Here is a 14,381-nt window from a genome sequence, read left to right as displayed (position 1 = left end):
CATGCAGCGCGACTTGCGCAACATGATCGATGTGGTGCGGCGCAATGCTCACGGCGTCAGTGGCATGAGCGAACAGCTCAGCCACGGCTGCCATCAGGTTGCCGACAGCAGTCAGCAGCAAAGCGTGGCTGCCGGCACCATGGCCGCCGCCGCCAGCCAGATGACCGCGAGCATCGAGGAAATCACCCGCCACGCCGAACGCGCCCTGAGCATGGCCAATCAAGCCGAAACCCTGGCGAAAGAGGGCGGTGGTGTGATTCATCAAGTGGTCAGCGACATGGACGATATCGCGCGCTCGGCGCAACAGTCGGCACAGGTGATCCGCACGCTGGATCAGGAATCCGAAGCCATCTTCAACATCATTCAGGTGATCAAGAGCATCGCCGACCAGACCAACCTGCTGGCGCTCAACGCCGCCATTGAAGCGGCCCGGGCCGGCGAGCAGGGAAGGGGGTTTGCGGTGGTCGCGGATGAAGTGCGTAGTCTGGCGGCACGCACCAGCGCTTCTACCCAGGAAATCGCCGCGATGGTCGCGCGCATTCAGCACAGCACCCGCGAGGCAGTCAGCAGCATGGAGGCGGGTGTCGCGCAGGTCGACAAGGGCATGGCGGTGACGGCGGATGTCGAGCGGGCCATCCGCGAAATCCTCGAGGCGACGTTGAGCACGACGCAACTGGTCAACGACATCACCCGCACGATTGGCGAGCAGAGTCAGGCCAGTAACGAAATTGCCCATCAGGTGGAAATGATTGCCGGGATGTCCGAGGGCAATAGCCGTGTGATCGGGCAAACGGCGAATACCACCGATGAGTTGTCGAGTCTGGCGGGGCAGTTGGCGCAGTCGGTGGATCGGTTTCGGTTGTGACCAGAAAGATGTGTAGTGCCTGGGCTGCCGCCTTCGCGAGCAGGCTCGCTCCCACCTTTGGAATGCGTTCCCCTGTGGGAGCGAGCCTGCTCGCGAAGAGGGCAGCCCAGTCAACATCTATTCAGAGTCAGTTAACCCCGATCAAAACTTGAACGCCTGCCGCCCCACCAACAACCACTTGCCGTCCTGCTTCTGCCAGATCTGGAAATTCTCGATCTCGGTCGGTATCACCTCGGTCCCCTTCAACGCCTGCGCGGAAAAGTGGTGGCGCACCAGCGCGGTATCGCCGGACAGGGTAATGGTCTGGTTCTGCATCTCTAGCGTCTTGAACGCGCTCTTGCCGGTTTCGATATCGGCGATGAATTCTTTCTTGTCCTGAATCTTGCCGCTGGAATGGCCGTAGGTCAGGTTGGGCGCGGTGAGGGCGTTCAGTTCGGCGATGTCCTTGTGCAGCATTGCCTGGGTCAGATGATCCACCGCTTGGGCGACATCTTTTTCCGCCGGGGCAGACGCAGCCATGGCGTAACCGTTGAAGGCACAGAGAAAGCCGATCAGGAGTCGGGTCTTGGTCATGACATGTGTTTCCTTGTTGTTATGGGTGATGACTGGTTCGTCAGTCATCGTACAACCTAGCAGATAATGATTGGATAAGGCACTGCCCCAAAGCGCTAATCGTCGGGGTCATGTTCAGCCTTCATCGGCCGATACCGTCCAGAGCGGAAAAAGACTCTCAGGTCGGGAACAGACGCGCGGGTTTGCCCTGACGTGATATTCTTCGCGCCAACTTGGTTTGACCTTATTCAGTTTGCTTGCCTCAGGGCGGGCCGACGGAATCCCTGTCGCTCAAGTAGCTGAGCCAATAATGATAAGAAGTCAGTTCAGAAGGGACATTAACTGAGGTCGATGCAACATGTCGGCCTTGTGTGCCCACCCGTCAAAATTGAAGTGTGCCGGAATCTGCGACGCTAGCCTGAGCGTCATCAAAGCGGATCGCATACAGATAACAGCGGCGGGCGGAAGGCGTTTTATCATAGGTGCAACAGATGTTTAAGAAAGTGAACACAGCCCTGCTGGGTCTGGCTTTGGCGATGGGGATGACATCCGCCAATGCTGACGAAGCAAAGAAAGTCGACGTCCTGCTGATCGGCGGCGGCATCATGAGCACCACCCTCGGTGTGTGGATCAATGAGCTGGAGCCAAGCTGGTCGATGGAAATGGTCGAGCGCCTCGACGGCGTCGCCCTGGAAAGCTCCAACGGCTGGAACAACGCCGGTACCGGTCACTCGGCGCTCGCTGAGCTGAACTACACCCCGGAAGACGACAAAGGCAACGTAACGATCCCGAAAGCCGTCGAGATCAACGAAGCGTTCCAGGTCTCCCGTCAGTTCTGGGCCTGGCAGGTTCAGCAAGGCGTTCTGAAGAACCCTCGCTCGTTCATCAACACCACTCCGCACATGAGCTTCGTGTGGGGCGATGACAACATCAAGTTCCTGAAAAAGCGCTACGAAGCCTTGCAAGCGAGCCCGCTGTTCGCCGGCATGCAGTACTCCGAAGACCCGGCTGTGATCAAGAAGTGGGTTCCGCTGATGATGGAAGGGCGTGACCCGAACCAGAAAATCGCGGCCACCTGGAGCCCGCTGGGTACTGACATGAACTTCGGCGAAATCACCCGCCAGTTCGCTGCCCACCTGCAGACCAAGCCTAACTTCGATCTGAAACTGTCGAGCGAAGTGCAGGACATCACCAAGAATGCCGACGGCACTTGGCGCGTCAGCTACAAAAACCTGAAAGACGGCACTAAAACCGAAACCGACGCCAAGTTCGTCTTCATCGGCGCTGGCGGCGGTGCACTGCACCTGCTGCAGAAGTCGGGCATTCCTGAAGCCAAGGAATACGCTGGCTTCCCGGTAGGCGGCTCGTTCCTGGTGACCGATAACCCGGCCATCGCTGAACAGCACCTGGCCAAGGCCTACGGTAAAGCCTCGGTTGGCGCACCACCGATGTCCGTTCCGCACCTGGACACCCGTGTTCTGGACGGCAAGCGCGTCATCCTGTTTGGCCCATTCGCGACCTTCAGCACCAAGTTCCTGAAGGAAGGTTCGTACCTGGACCTGCTGACCAGCACCACCACTCACAACATCTGGCCTATGACCAAGGTCGGCATCAAGGAATACCCGCTGGTCGAGTACCTGGCTGGTCAACTGATGCTGTCGGATGAAGACCGTCTGAACGCGCTGAAGGAATACTTCCCGAACGCTAAAGCCGAAGACTGGCGCCTGTGGCAAGCCGGCCAACGCGTGCAAATCATCAAGCGTGATGAAGCCGCTGGTGGCGTGCTGAAACTGGGCACCGAAATCGTTGCTGCACAAGACGGCTCCATCGCCGGCCTGCTGGGCGCATCGCCAGGCGCGTCGACCGCTGCACCGATCATGCTGAGCGTGCTGCAGAAAGTCTTCAAAGACAAAGTTGCATCGCCTGAGTGGCAAACCAAGCTGCACCAGATCGTGCCAAGCTACGGCACTCAGCTGAACAGCGATCCAGCCAAAGTGGCTGCAGAATGGGCCTACACCGCCAAGATCCTCGAACTGCCGACGCCTCCAGTGATCGGTCAGGTGACTGCTCCTGCGGCACCTGCAGCTGAGAAAGCTGAAGCGCCGAAGGAAAACGCTGCACGTGACATGGCGCTGTAACTAGCCGCCTGACACACAAAGCCCACTGAACCGGCGACGGTCAGTGGGCTTTTTTTTGCATTTGCCCTTTACGTCCCTGTAGGAACTGCCGAAGGCTGCGATCTTTTGATCTTGAAGAAAAGTCAAAGATCGCAGCCTTCGGCAGCTCCTACGGGGTTATATCTGTGCTCAGGTGTTTAGGCTTTTGCCTTGGCCAGATAAGCGCCGAGTCGTCGCCCCATCTCTTCCCCCAACGCCTGCAATCCGCTCAGCGGGCGAACCATTACCTCGAATTCGACAATCTTGCCGTGCTCATTGAAGCGAATCATGTCGATACCTTTCAGCTCCTTCGAACCCACCTTGGCGCTGAACTCCAGAATCACATTCAAGCCATCGGCAGTCGCCAGTTCGCGGTGGTAGATGAAGTCTTCAAACACCTCAAATACGGTATTGAGGATCATCGACACTACCGGCGCACCCGGGTAAGGCGTATGCGCCATCGGCGAGCGGAACACGGCTTGCGGATCAAGCAATGAGGGCAGGGCGCTCAAACTGCCGGTGCGGATCATTTCGTGCCATTGCTTCAGGGATTCGGCGACGTTGGCTTGCAGGTTCAGGTCAGTCATGTGCACTCCGCGATGTTGTTGGTTTTCTGGCGACCGCCATGACTCTAGATCAATCTCAGTGAAAGGAAACCCTTGTGTGCCGACCTGAATATCGGCCCATGGCCGGTGCAGATCAGATGCGTATCTGATCCGTATTTTTTCGTCTTATCTGACGCTGTTACCGGCGCAGCCAAACGCTCAAAATGCCCCGGCAGTGCGGTCACTCGCGACAGTCCTTCATTCCGAAGCGCCCAGTGCACCGCAAGCTCAGCATTGAGGAGAGCAACATGAACAAGATGGCGATTTTTCTGGGTGGCTTTCTGACACTGACCATTCTGATCGGCCTGCTTGCAACGATTTCTCCGGTCTGAGATGGCCACCGGGTGATGTCGGAGGAGTTGCGCGCGAATCGTGTTTAAATGCCGCGCCTTCAGAGCTGGAAATGGACGTCACCCATGGCCGAACAACGGATCCGCGCCCTCGCACTTTGCGTTTTTCATCACAACGGCAAAATTCTGGTCAATGAGTTCCGTGACCCGGTCAGCCAGCAAACCTGCTTTCGGCCTATTGGCGGCGGTATTGAATTTGGCGAGACCAGCGCCGAAGCGATCGTGCGCGAAGTGCAGGAGGAGTTGGGCCTGTCCGTGAGTGACGTGCGCCTGCTCGGCACACTCGAAAGCCTCTTCGTCTACAACGGCAAACCGGGTCATGAAATCGTTCAGGTGTATGACGCGACGTTTATCGACCGTAGCGTTTACGCGCACCCACAGATCGATGGACATGAAAGCGACGGCGCTCCCTTCACCGCGCGCTGGCACGACAGCTCAAGCTTCAGCGCGCTAGCGCCTTTGGTACCGAAAGGTTTGCACGATATGCTGGAGAATGCCGGATTGCTGGTTTGAGAATCGGCGAAGGAGAGGTTCATCGGGGCGCCGTGGTTAGTTTGGCAATCGCGGCCCAAGTGATGACGGTTTCTGTACCGGCCTCTTCGCGAGCAGGCTCGCTCCCACAGGATTGCAGGTGAACACAAGTTTTGTGACCGACCTCGATCAGGGTGGGAGCGAGCCTGGTCGCGAAAACTGAGTATCAGCCACCGTTGTTGCGACGACGTTCAATACCCTCCGGGCCGCCGCTGTCCAGCAACCTTCTTTCCACCAGGACATTCTCAAGCGCCTGACGCTCGACCGGCGCCATTTGGTGTTCACGCTTTTTCAGCTCCAGCAGAATCGGGCTGGACCAGGCGCGGTAGGTCTGTTCGATGTTGCGACGCGACGTCATCAGTCTCTCCTTGATCAAGAGCCCGGTGTTGCGGGCAGGGGCTCAATCCGATGAGGTATTAACGTTAGACGACAAAGCCGGAAGTCGCGAATGTGCCGCGAAGGCCTACAAAGAGATTTGTACCGTTGCGAACATTTATGCTCGGCACGATCAGAGGTCGCCGCGGTCGTACTCTTCACATGGGCGTATCACTTGTGGAGATCCAATGAGCCAGGAAGTCCTGACCACCGAAACCAACCGCCGCCAGTTGCAGCAGATTATCGCCGGGCTGTCCGACGGTGTGATTCTGCTGGAGCTGGATCAGAGAATTCTCTGGGCCAACGAAGCGGCCCTGGTCATGCACGGTGTCAAGCGGATCACCGATCTGGGCCACAATGCCGACGAATACGCCAAGAAATTCAACCTGCGCTATCGCAATAATCACTCGATCACCGCCGAAAACTATCCGATCAGCCGGGTAGCGCGCTGTGAGAGTTTCAATGACGTGTTGATTGAAGTGTCGCCGAGCGACGACCCCGAGCGCATCTGGGTGCACAGCGTGCGCAGCATGATTCTCACCGATCGCGAAGGGCAGCCCGAGTCGTTGGTGCTGATCATGAGCGACGTCACCGACTGGGCCAACGCCGAGCAACGCTTCGAAAGGACGTTCAACGCCAACCCGGCACCGGCGGTGATCTGCCGGCTCAGTGATCTGCGTTACATCAAGGTCAATTCGGGGTTTCTGGACATGACCGGGTACACCCGTGAGCAAGTGATTGGCACGTCCTCTTATGAAATCGATATTTTCGAGCAGGCCGAACACCGCGATCTGGCGATTCAGCGCCTGCGCGATGTCGCGACCATCCCGCAGATGCAGGCCGAATTGCGCCTGCCCGATGGCAGCAGCAAGCAGGTGATCGTGGCGGGCCAGCCGCTGACGCTCAACGATGAGGATTGCATGCTGTTCTCCTTTGTCGACATGGAGCTGCGGCACAAGGCGGAAGTGGCGTTGCGCCAGAGTGAGGAGCGTTTTGCCAAGGCGTTTCGCCTGACGCCGGTGCCGATCCTGATTTGCAGTGCCGACGAGCAGCAGGTGATCGACGTCAATCAGGCCTTCCTCGAAACCCTGGCCTACGACAGCGAGGACGTACTCGGCAAAACCGTCACGCAGCTGGATTTCATCGATGACAGCGGCGCTTGTACTCGGTTGCTGGCGGCGCTGGCGAAAAACGGGCGAGTCGATCGGGTGGATGTGCGGGTGCGCAGGAAGGATGCGGATCTGCTCGAATGTGCGCTGTCCGCCGACACCGTGAATATTCAGGACACACCGTGTTATTTGCTGGTGTTGATGGACATCACCGAGCGCAAGCGCACCGAGCTTGAACTGGTGGCGGCGATTGAGGAGGTGATGAAAGATGCTTCGTGGTTCAGTCGGACGCTGATCGAAAAACTGGCCAATGTGAAGAAGGTCAACTCGCCGCAATTGCCTACCGTTTCGTTTACCGATCTGACGGCGCGTGAACGTGATGTGCTGGGGCTGATCTGTGAAGGGCTGGCGGACAAGGAGATCGCGGCGCGGCTGAAACTCGCGCCGAACACGGTGCGTAATCATGTCGCCACGGTGTATTCCAAGCTGGATGTGCACAGTCGCAGTGAGGCGATTGTCTGGGCGCGGGAGCGTGGATTGTTCTCCGGGGAGTCGGGTGGCAAGGGTCAGCGATAGGGTGCAAATGCACTAGTGGGTCTGGTGCAATTTGAGGTGTTGGCGGGCGGCGGCTGTTCTTAGTCTGGTGGGGTGCGGTGCAAGCCTTTTGAGGTTTGTGGTCGCGTCCCTTCGAAGTTGGTAAAGGAACAGCTGCAATGATGAATCTTGCGCAGTTGCGCGCTCAGCTTGAACGCAGTTTTTCGCCGCTGGCGTGTGAGTGTCTGGTGGATGGTGATCATTCGCTTACCGTAAAGCTTTATCACCCGGTGTCGGGGCAGGTGGATCTGGTGATCAGTGGGTTGAAGCTTGATGGGTTGCGTTCGCCTGAGTCGGTCGAGGCGTTGGTTGAAGAGTTGCGGTATGAGCTTGAGAGCAATTCTTTGCGTTCGTCTCGGGATTCGGGTTTGGCTTAGGGCTTTTGAGCTTGGCGGCCTTTGGGCCGACCATGCTCTTGGGGGTTGGGGGGGATATCCGTTTCTTCGGGGGCTGCGGCTGGCGGTTCCGCTCTTACAGCGGGTCACTTTTTCAGACGCCAAAAAGTAACCAAAAGGCTGGGCCCCGGCGTTCGGCCCACTCGCTAAAGCTCGGGGTTCCTTCGTTCCGGGATCGATCCGGGGGCAGCGCCTACGGTTTGCTTCGCTGCACCTCCTCTCGCTGTGTTTGGCTTCGCCAAACGGTCGCTGCGCTCCCACCCCCGGATCAATCCCTCCACTCAGCCTGCCGAAGGGGCCAGCACGGCAAGATCAAGAGCTGCAGCCGAGCTAACGCTCATCCTGTTGAGTGGTTAGAAGCCGATGCGGTTTGCTTTTGCTTTTGCTTTTCTGTAGGAGTGAGCCTGCTCGCGATGGCGGCCTGACAGCCGACCAATATCTTCCAGATGTACATGATCCCTGTGGGAGTGAGCCTGCTCGCGAAGAGGCCTTGTCTGGCAAAGCACATTTCAAGTTGCCAATCCTCTCGAATCCGAACGCAAAATCGACAGCCACTTTCTCCCGATCCGGCCGATTCACTGGCGCTTGCAGGGCGCTCGGCTATAAAGAATGAGTGGTCAGGTCTTCCGTGGTCGGTTGGGTCGCGGGAGTTGCTCTTCCATTCATCGCGGGTCGTCCTATGAACAATCTTGGGAAACGCGTGTTGCCGTTGGTTTTTTTTACCGTTTTGCTGGCGGGTTGTGCCAGTCCACCGCCACCTCCACCGGTAGCGCCACCTCCGCCACCGGAACGTACTTGCCAGGTGCTCGAAAACACTGAAGTCGCCGGTGACGTGTACGCCGACGGGCAGGTGACTCGACACATCACCACCACCCGTTGCGTCACGCAGTAGCGCCGGCGGGGCGCAAGTCCCGGGTTGAGCGGATTGTGCTGGTGGCCGATCTGGCCGGTACGGCGGTGTTTGCCGTGGAAGGTGCGATTGCGGCGATGCGCAGTCAGCTCGACTTGCTCGGGGTGATGGTGATTGCGTTTATCGTCGCCCTCGGCGGCGGGGTTACTCGTGACTTGCTGATTGGTGCGACGCCACCCAATGCCGTGGCCGACTGGCGCTATCCGGCACTGGCGTTTTTCATGGGCGGGCTGGCGTTTGTCTTTCATGAGCAGGTGCTGGGCTGGTCCGGTTCAACCCTGATCGTGCTGGACGCTGCGGGGTTGGCGTTGTTTGCCGTGGCGGGTGCGCAGAAGGCGTTGAATTACGGCATTACGCCGTTTGTGGCGATGCTGATGGGCACGATCACCGGCGTTGGCGGCGGGGTGATTCGTGACATTGTGCTGGCGCGGATACCGGTGGTGTTGCAGGCGGATTTGTATGCGAGCTCGGCGTTTGTCGGTGCGGCGGTGTTGATCGTTGCGCGCAGGTTGGGCGTTTCACCGGTAGCGGCGGCGTTGCTGGCGGGGGCGGGGTGTTTGATGTTGCGTTTGCTGTCGGTGCATTTTGGCTGGCAGTTACCCAGAGTCATTGCCTGATACACAAATCCCTGTAGGAGCTGCCGAAGGCTGCGATCTTTTGACTTTGATTTATTCAGATCAAGATCAAAAGATCGCAGCCTTCGGCAGCTCCTACAAATTCGATTTCAGATCCGGATCAGGAAAGAAATCCACCGTCGACGTTGAGCGCAACCCCGGTGGTGTAGCTCGACGCATCACTGGCCAGGTACAACACCGCACCGGCCATTTCACTCGGATCCGCCACGCGCTTGAGTGGGATCTGCGTCAGCGCTTGCTTGAGAATCGCATCGTTCTTCACCAGCGCCGAGGCGAATTTGGTGTCGGTCAGGCCCGGCAGCAGGGCGTTGCAGCGGATGCCGAACTGCGCGCATTCCTTGGCAAACACTTTGGTCATGTTGATCACCGCCGCTTTGGTCACCGAGTAGATGCCCTGGAAGATCCCCGGCGAAATGCCGTTGATCGACGCGACGTTGATGATGCTGCCGCCACCGTTTTCGCGCATCAGCTTGCCGGCCTCGACCGACATGAAGAAGTAGCCGCGAATGTTCACGTCGACGGTCTTCTGAAATGCGCTCAGGTCAGTATCCAGCACGTTGCAGAATTGCGGATTGGTCGCGGCATTGTTGACCAGAATGTCGAGGCGGCCGAACTGTTCCTTGATCCCGGCGAAGACCTGGCTGATCTGCTCCATTTCACCGATGTGGCAGGCCACTGCGGTGGCTTTGCCGCCAGCAGCGATGATCGCATCGGCGACGTGCTGGCAGCCGTCGAGTTTGCGGCTCGAGACGATCACGTGGGCGCCTTGCTGGGCCAACAGTTTGGCGATGGCTTCACCGATGCCACGGCTGGCGCCGGAAACGAAAGCGATTTTGCCGTCGAGGTCGAACAACTGAGTCTTGGACATAAGGGTTCCTGGGTGTGGGCCGTCAGAGGCTCGATTTCGCAATGACCTGCAAGCTCATCTGCTCCAGCAGTTTGTTCATGTGAATGAACTGCGCGAAGCGTTTGTCCTGGGTCTGGCCATGGTAGAAGCGGTAGTAGATCTGCTGCACGATGCCGGCCAGACGGAACAGGCCGTAGGTGTAGTAGAAGTCGAAATTGTCGATCTGGATGCCCGAACGCTCGGCGTAGTAATCGACGAACTCGCGGCGGGTGAGCATGCCCGGTGCGTGGCTCGGCTGGCGGCGCATCAGTTGCACCGGCGCCGGGTCCTCGGCCTGAATCCAATAGGCGAGGGTGTTGCCCAGGTCCATCAGCGGGTCGCCGAGGGTGGTCAGTTCCCAATCCAGAACACCAATGATCTGCATCGGATTCTGCGGATCGAGGATGACGTTGTCGAAGCGATAGTCGTTGTGGACGATGCTTGAAGTCGGGTGGTCGGCCGGCATCTTGTCGTTGAGCCAGGCTTTGACCTTTTCCCAGTGTGGCGCGTCGGGGGTCAGGGCTTTTTCGTAGCGTTCGCTCCAGCCTTTGATCTGGCGCGCGACGTAGCCCTCCGGTTTGCCCAGGTCGCCGAGGCCGCAGGCGTTGTAATCGACGCGGTGCAGTTCGACGAAGCGATCGATGAAGCTTTTGCACAGCGCTTCGGTTTTTGCCGAATCGAGGCCCAGTTCCGGCGGCAGTTCCGAGCGCAGGATGATCCCCTTGACCCGTTCCATCACATAAAACTCGGCGCCGATTACCGATTCGTCGGTGCAGTGCACGTAGGCTTTCGGGCAATACGGGAAGCCGTCACGCAATTGATTGAGGATGCGGAATTCGCGGCCCATGTCGTGGGCGGATTTGGCCTTGTGGCCGAACGGCGGACGGCGCAGGACGAATTCCTGTTCCGGGTATTCCAGCAGGTAGGTCAGATTCGACGCACCGCCGGGGAACTGGCTGATCGCAGGTGTGCCGCTGAGGCCCGGAATGTGCGCCTTGAGGTACGGATCGATCAGGCTGGCATCGAGTTCTTCGCCAGAGCGGATACGGGTGGACTGGTCAGTAAGCGCCATGCTTATCCCTTCTGCTTATTTTGGAGGCCAGACATCATTGGCTAATCTAATGGCGCGCCCGATTGCTCACAAGCGCGGTACGGTCTTATAGGTTAGCGTGTTGCCGGATAATCAGCGTTCCGAATAAGCGCAGAAGCCCTATGCACAAGCCGCCGCAGGCTGCGGCGTTTCTGCAGCGGTCGGGTGTTGGTCAGTGCACGCGCTGGTTGTTGAGTTTCGGTGGAAGAGCGATGGGCGTCAGCACCGGTTCGCCGGAGAAGAATGCCACGAGGTTTTTGCCCACCAGTTCCACTGTGCCTTGCGTCGCTTCCGGTGACAGGCCTGCGACGTGTGGCGTCAGCAGCACGTTACTCAGGGTTTTCAGCGCATCGGGCACTTGCGGCTCGTGGTCGAACACATCCAGTGCCGCACCGGCAATTCGGCGTTGTTCAAGCGCCGTGATCAGATCCGTCGTGGCAATCACACTGGCGCGGGCGATGTTGACGATAAAGCCCTTCGGCCCGAGCGCATCCAGCACCGGACGAGTGACCAGATGCTGTGTGCCGATTCCGCCAGGCGTGGCAATGATCAGGAAGTCCGATGCCCGCGCCAGTTCGGTCGGCGTTGAGCAGAACGCATAAGGCACATCGCTGCGCACCTGGCGGCTGTGATAGCTGATTTCCATGTCAAAGCCGAGATTGGCGCGTTTGGCGATCGCCATACCCACTGCGCCCAGTCCGAGAATACCCAGGCGTTTGCCCGCCAGTGACGGGCGCATGATCTTCGGCCATTCACCCCGGCGTACGGCGGCGTCGCAACGCGGGATATCGCGTACCAGTGCCAACAACATTGCCATCGCATGGTCGGTCACCGACGAGGCGTTGACGCCGGCGCCGTTGGTGACGGTAATGCCACGGTTGCTGGCGGCTTGCAGGTCGACCTGTTCGTAACCGGCGCCGATGACGGTAATGATCTTCAGCGCGGGCAGGGCGGCGATTTCATCGGTAGTCAGGCCCAGCGGGCCACGGGTCAGCACTGCGTCGATGCGGCTGCCTTGGGTGGCAATGGCCTGCGCACGTTCGGCGGGCGTGGGAGCGAGGATCAGGTGAAAGCCCTGATGTTCGAGAATCGGTAAATAGTCATTGATGGTTTCAACCAGTACCAGAACGGTTGCGGGCATTGCGCGGCTCCTGTGAACGTCGGCGGGTTGGTTGCGAAAGTCGTTTCAGAGTGCTGAATCCGCAGCGGCTTGGCAATCATTGTCATTCACGCAGTGGTGCTTTTGATTCTGGACGGCTTCGGGCAAGAAGCAAGGGGAGGCAGCACACCGGTGATCCGCTGTGCTGTCGGCATCATTGGGCCGCTTGGGCTTTGGATTGTTCAGCCAGGGCAATCGGCTTGAAATCGTAGGTCGGATAAAACTCGGTTCGGTAACTGCCCCACGCGGTGTTTTCCAGGGCGAGGTTCACTTCTGCCAGTCTGGAGGCGGGGAAGCGCACGGTCACCACCTGGCCAATGCCCATCATGATGTTCCAGCTCACCACTTCGACCCCGGCGGGAGGAAAGGTTTTGTAAAAGCCTTGTTGCGTCAGCTGGGCTTTGAGCTCGTTCAACGGACGGGTCTGATCATGTTTGAGAAACACGGTCAGCATCATGGCGTTGTCGGCCGTGGCAACTGCATTTTTGACGGGTTGGGTGGCGGCTTGCGCGTTGACACCGGCGCAATATACCGATGAGACAACTAACGTGGAAATCAGCAGGGATTTAAGTGACTTTTGCATCATCGACTCCTGGCTTTATTGTTTGATGGCGGACTTTGTTTCAATAGTTCCGGTATACGGTGCATGAACGACATGAATGCGCACCAGCGAGTTGTTTTCCATCATGTCGCGAGGGACTTCCCGAGAATAAGTGAATTCAACGCTGTTCATTGTTTCCAGCTGCCTGACAATCGTTTTGGTGGGGCCGATATCAGGCACCAGTACGTGCTGTTTTTGATCGCCGGTGACAAAGAAGTAACCTCCACCACCCTTGCTGTACTTTGACTCGCCTGTGTCGGCGTAAAAGAACTCATAGCGATTACGCTCGGGATCCCACGTCGATATCCCCACGACATCGGGATACTTTGCTTTAACGTCGGTTTCAGGGGCACCGTCGATATATACCCGGGTTGTCAGCCAGCGGGGCGAGGAGGCCAGTTCGCGGACGTCAGCGCTGGCGGGCGAGGAGAACAGTACGGCCAACAACAGGCCGGTCATCAGGTTCTTTTGCATGCGGTGATCCTCTTGAAAAACTTTAAAGATCGCTTGCTATTGGTTTTTTGAACTCACGGCGTGAAAAATATAGACCCGCTGTGGAGGGATATTCAATGGCTGCGTAGTTGCTTGTAACAAATGCCTGTTGTTTGGTTTCTGGTCGTGTTTTGTTGCAGGTTTTTTCGGTGTTATTAGTTGTAGGAAAATTCTGAGTAGTGGGTGTGTGATGAGCTTGTTTGTTGGCGAGTTCTGTCATTAATGTCGCGATTTATATTAATGACCTACACGGTGTTGTAGGACGGGGAATAGGGTTACAAATTCCTGATTGACGCAACTGCAGTCAATGAAGTTGCGTCGATTTCAAGAGGCGCTTTTTCAGAACGTCACTTGCGCGCTGTCGATTAACCGCGCGAAGGCGCCGCCGAGGGTTGCGTTGTGATGCTCGATGATCGCTGCGGCCGGTAGCGCAGCAGTGTCCATGCAAGTGTGAGCATCAACGACCAGCAGTGGCTTGAAGCCGAGGTCTGCGGCGGCGCGGCAGGTGCTGTCGATGCAGAACTGGCTTTTCATGCCAACGATATAAAGGTCATCGACTTGCGCGGATTCGAGTTGCCGAGCCAATTGAGTGCCATGGAAGGCATTCGGCCGGGATTTGTCGAAGAGGGTGTCGAGATCAGCGTCCAGTTCAAGCGCTGGCAGCAATTGCCAGAATGGGCTGCCAGCGGCAATCGGTGAGTCTTCCGGGCCGGTGTGGCGTACGGCGAAGATTGGCACTTGACTGGCGCGTGCCTGAGCGATCAGGCGCTGGATGTTGGCCAGAATCCGTTCGCCGTCGCAGGGCTTTTCCGGGCCGTGGAACAGGCCGACCTGCATATCGATGATCAACAGTGCTGCGGGCATGGTGCTTCTCCTTGAGTGCTGCAGATGCCGCACGGACGGGAGAAACAACAAGGCCCCGTCCATTGCTGGCGGGGCCCTGGGTTTGCTGCGCTGGGTTTACCTCACGCACAAACACCACGGCCCGCCGGTGGCGGTCGTGGTGGTGCGGGTGCGTTGCAGCGCGCGAATGTTCATGGAACCGATCATGCTGGCACCGATGCCGGGCTGTCAAT

16 protein-coding genes are annotated in these 14,381 nt (G+C 58.1%); 7 read left to right on the top strand and 9 right to left on the bottom strand.

Going from position 1 to position 14,381, the window contains the following annotated elements:
- Position 1: 1 nt before the first annotated feature.
- On the top strand, positions 2-865 hold the full coding sequence (locus tag ACOYXE_RS11310) for a methyl-accepting chemotaxis protein (RefSeq protein ID WP_405124224.1): 864 nt from the start codon (positions 2-4) through the stop codon (positions 863-865).
- Positions 866-1,006: 141 nt separating this feature from the next.
- Here ACOYXE_RS11310 and ACOYXE_RS11305 read toward each other — a convergent pair whose 3' ends face one another.
- Positions 1,007-1,438, bottom strand: a complete 432-nt coding sequence (locus ACOYXE_RS11305; RefSeq protein ID WP_095120253.1) for a nuclear transport factor 2 family protein — start codon at positions 1,436-1,438, stop codon at positions 1,007-1,009.
- 470 nt (positions 1,439-1,908) lie between these two features.
- Here ACOYXE_RS11305 and mqo point away from each other — a divergent pair, with 470 nt between their 5' ends.
- Positions 1,909-3,555 carry a malate dehydrogenase (quinone) gene (mqo, locus tag ACOYXE_RS11300; protein ID WP_160057302.1) on the top strand — a complete coding sequence of 549 codons (1,647 nt, stop codon included), beginning with the start codon at positions 1,909-1,911 and terminating at the stop codon, positions 3,553-3,555.
- 176 nt (positions 3,556-3,731) lie between these two features.
- Here the strand turns inward: mqo and ACOYXE_RS11295 are convergent, their stop codons facing one another.
- Positions 3,732-4,160 carry a nuclear transport factor 2 family protein gene (locus ACOYXE_RS11295; protein ID WP_160057303.1) on the bottom strand — a complete coding sequence of 143 codons (429 nt, stop codon included), beginning with the start codon at positions 4,158-4,160 and terminating at the stop codon, positions 3,732-3,734.
- A gap of 434 nt (positions 4,161-4,594) precedes the next feature.
- Between ACOYXE_RS11295 and ACOYXE_RS11290 the strand changes: the two genes are divergently transcribed.
- Positions 4,595-5,041, top strand: a complete 447-nt coding sequence (locus tag ACOYXE_RS11290; protein WP_160057304.1) for an NUDIX hydrolase — start codon at positions 4,595-4,597, stop codon at positions 5,039-5,041.
- 184 nt (positions 5,042-5,225) lie between these two features.
- On the opposite strand, the gene ACOYXE_RS11285 is transcribed toward ACOYXE_RS11290, so the two are convergent.
- A complete protein-coding gene (locus ACOYXE_RS11285; RefSeq protein WP_160057305.1) occupies positions 5,226-5,417 on the bottom strand; it encodes a hypothetical protein in 192 nt (63 codons plus the stop codon).
- Positions 5,418-5,622: 205 nt separating this feature from the next.
- On the opposite strand from ACOYXE_RS11285, the gene ACOYXE_RS11280 reads away from it, so the two are divergent.
- The 4 genes from ACOYXE_RS11280 (at position 5,623) to ACOYXE_RS11265 (ending at position 9,059) form a co-directional block, all read left to right on the top strand.
- On the top strand, positions 5,623-7,119 hold the full coding sequence (locus ACOYXE_RS11280) for a helix-turn-helix transcriptional regulator (protein ID WP_405124129.1): 1,497 nt from the start codon (positions 5,623-5,625) through the stop codon (positions 7,117-7,119).
- A gap of 137 nt (positions 7,120-7,256) precedes the next feature.
- The gene (locus ACOYXE_RS11275; RefSeq protein ID WP_160057307.1) at positions 7,257-7,514 is read left to right on the top strand and encodes a DUF1652 domain-containing protein; all 258 of its coding nucleotides are present in this window, start codon (positions 7,257-7,259) and stop codon (positions 7,512-7,514) included.
- Positions 7,515-8,211: 697 nt separating this feature from the next.
- Positions 8,212-8,424, top strand: coding sequence for a hypothetical protein (locus ACOYXE_RS11270; RefSeq protein WP_160057308.1), 213 nt, complete (start codon positions 8,212-8,214; stop codon positions 8,422-8,424).
- The gene (locus ACOYXE_RS11265; protein ID WP_238785257.1) at positions 8,409-9,059 is read left to right on the top strand and encodes a trimeric intracellular cation channel family protein; all 651 of its coding nucleotides are present in this window, start codon (positions 8,409-8,411) and stop codon (positions 9,057-9,059) included. The genes ACOYXE_RS11270 and ACOYXE_RS11265 overlap by 16 nt, the downstream gene beginning before the upstream one ends.
- Positions 9,060-9,177: 118 nt before the next feature.
- Here the strand turns inward: ACOYXE_RS11265 and ACOYXE_RS11260 are convergent, their stop codons facing one another.
- The 6 genes from ACOYXE_RS11260 to ACOYXE_RS11235 form a co-directional block, all read right to left on the bottom strand.
- On the bottom strand, positions 9,178-9,945 hold the full coding sequence (locus ACOYXE_RS11260) for an SDR family oxidoreductase (protein ID WP_034152479.1): 768 nt from the start codon (positions 9,943-9,945) through the stop codon (positions 9,178-9,180).
- A gap of 22 nt (positions 9,946-9,967) precedes the next feature.
- Positions 9,968-11,035 carry a phosphotransferase family protein gene (locus ACOYXE_RS11255; RefSeq protein ID WP_160057309.1) on the bottom strand — a complete coding sequence of 356 codons (1,068 nt, stop codon included), beginning with the start codon at positions 11,033-11,035 and terminating at the stop codon, positions 9,968-9,970.
- A 190-nt stretch (positions 11,036-11,225) separates the two neighbouring features.
- Entirely contained in the window at positions 11,226-12,194 is a 969-nt protein-coding gene (locus tag ACOYXE_RS11250) for a 2-hydroxyacid dehydrogenase (protein ID WP_460929214.1), read from the bottom strand.
- Positions 12,195-12,366: 172 nt separating this feature from the next.
- Entirely contained in the window at positions 12,367-12,795 is a 429-nt protein-coding gene (locus tag ACOYXE_RS11245) for a hypothetical protein (RefSeq protein ID WP_460929212.1), read from the bottom strand.
- A 15-nt stretch (positions 12,796-12,810) separates the two neighbouring features.
- Positions 12,811-13,287: a DUF4822 domain-containing protein gene (locus ACOYXE_RS11240; RefSeq protein ID WP_405124126.1), complete on the bottom strand. Its 477-nt coding sequence runs from the start codon at positions 13,285-13,287 to the stop codon at positions 12,811-12,813.
- A 357-nt stretch (positions 13,288-13,644) separates the two neighbouring features.
- Entirely contained in the window at positions 13,645-14,169 is a 525-nt protein-coding gene (locus ACOYXE_RS11235; RefSeq protein WP_160057313.1) for a cysteine hydrolase family protein, read from the bottom strand.
- Positions 14,170-14,381: the final 212 nt, after the last annotated feature.

The sequence above is a fragment of the Pseudomonas sp. MC6 genome, from assembly GCF_054790575.1.
The sequence above is the reverse complement of the archived record's forward strand: the minus strand, read 5'-3'. Positions and strand labels throughout refer to the sequence as shown.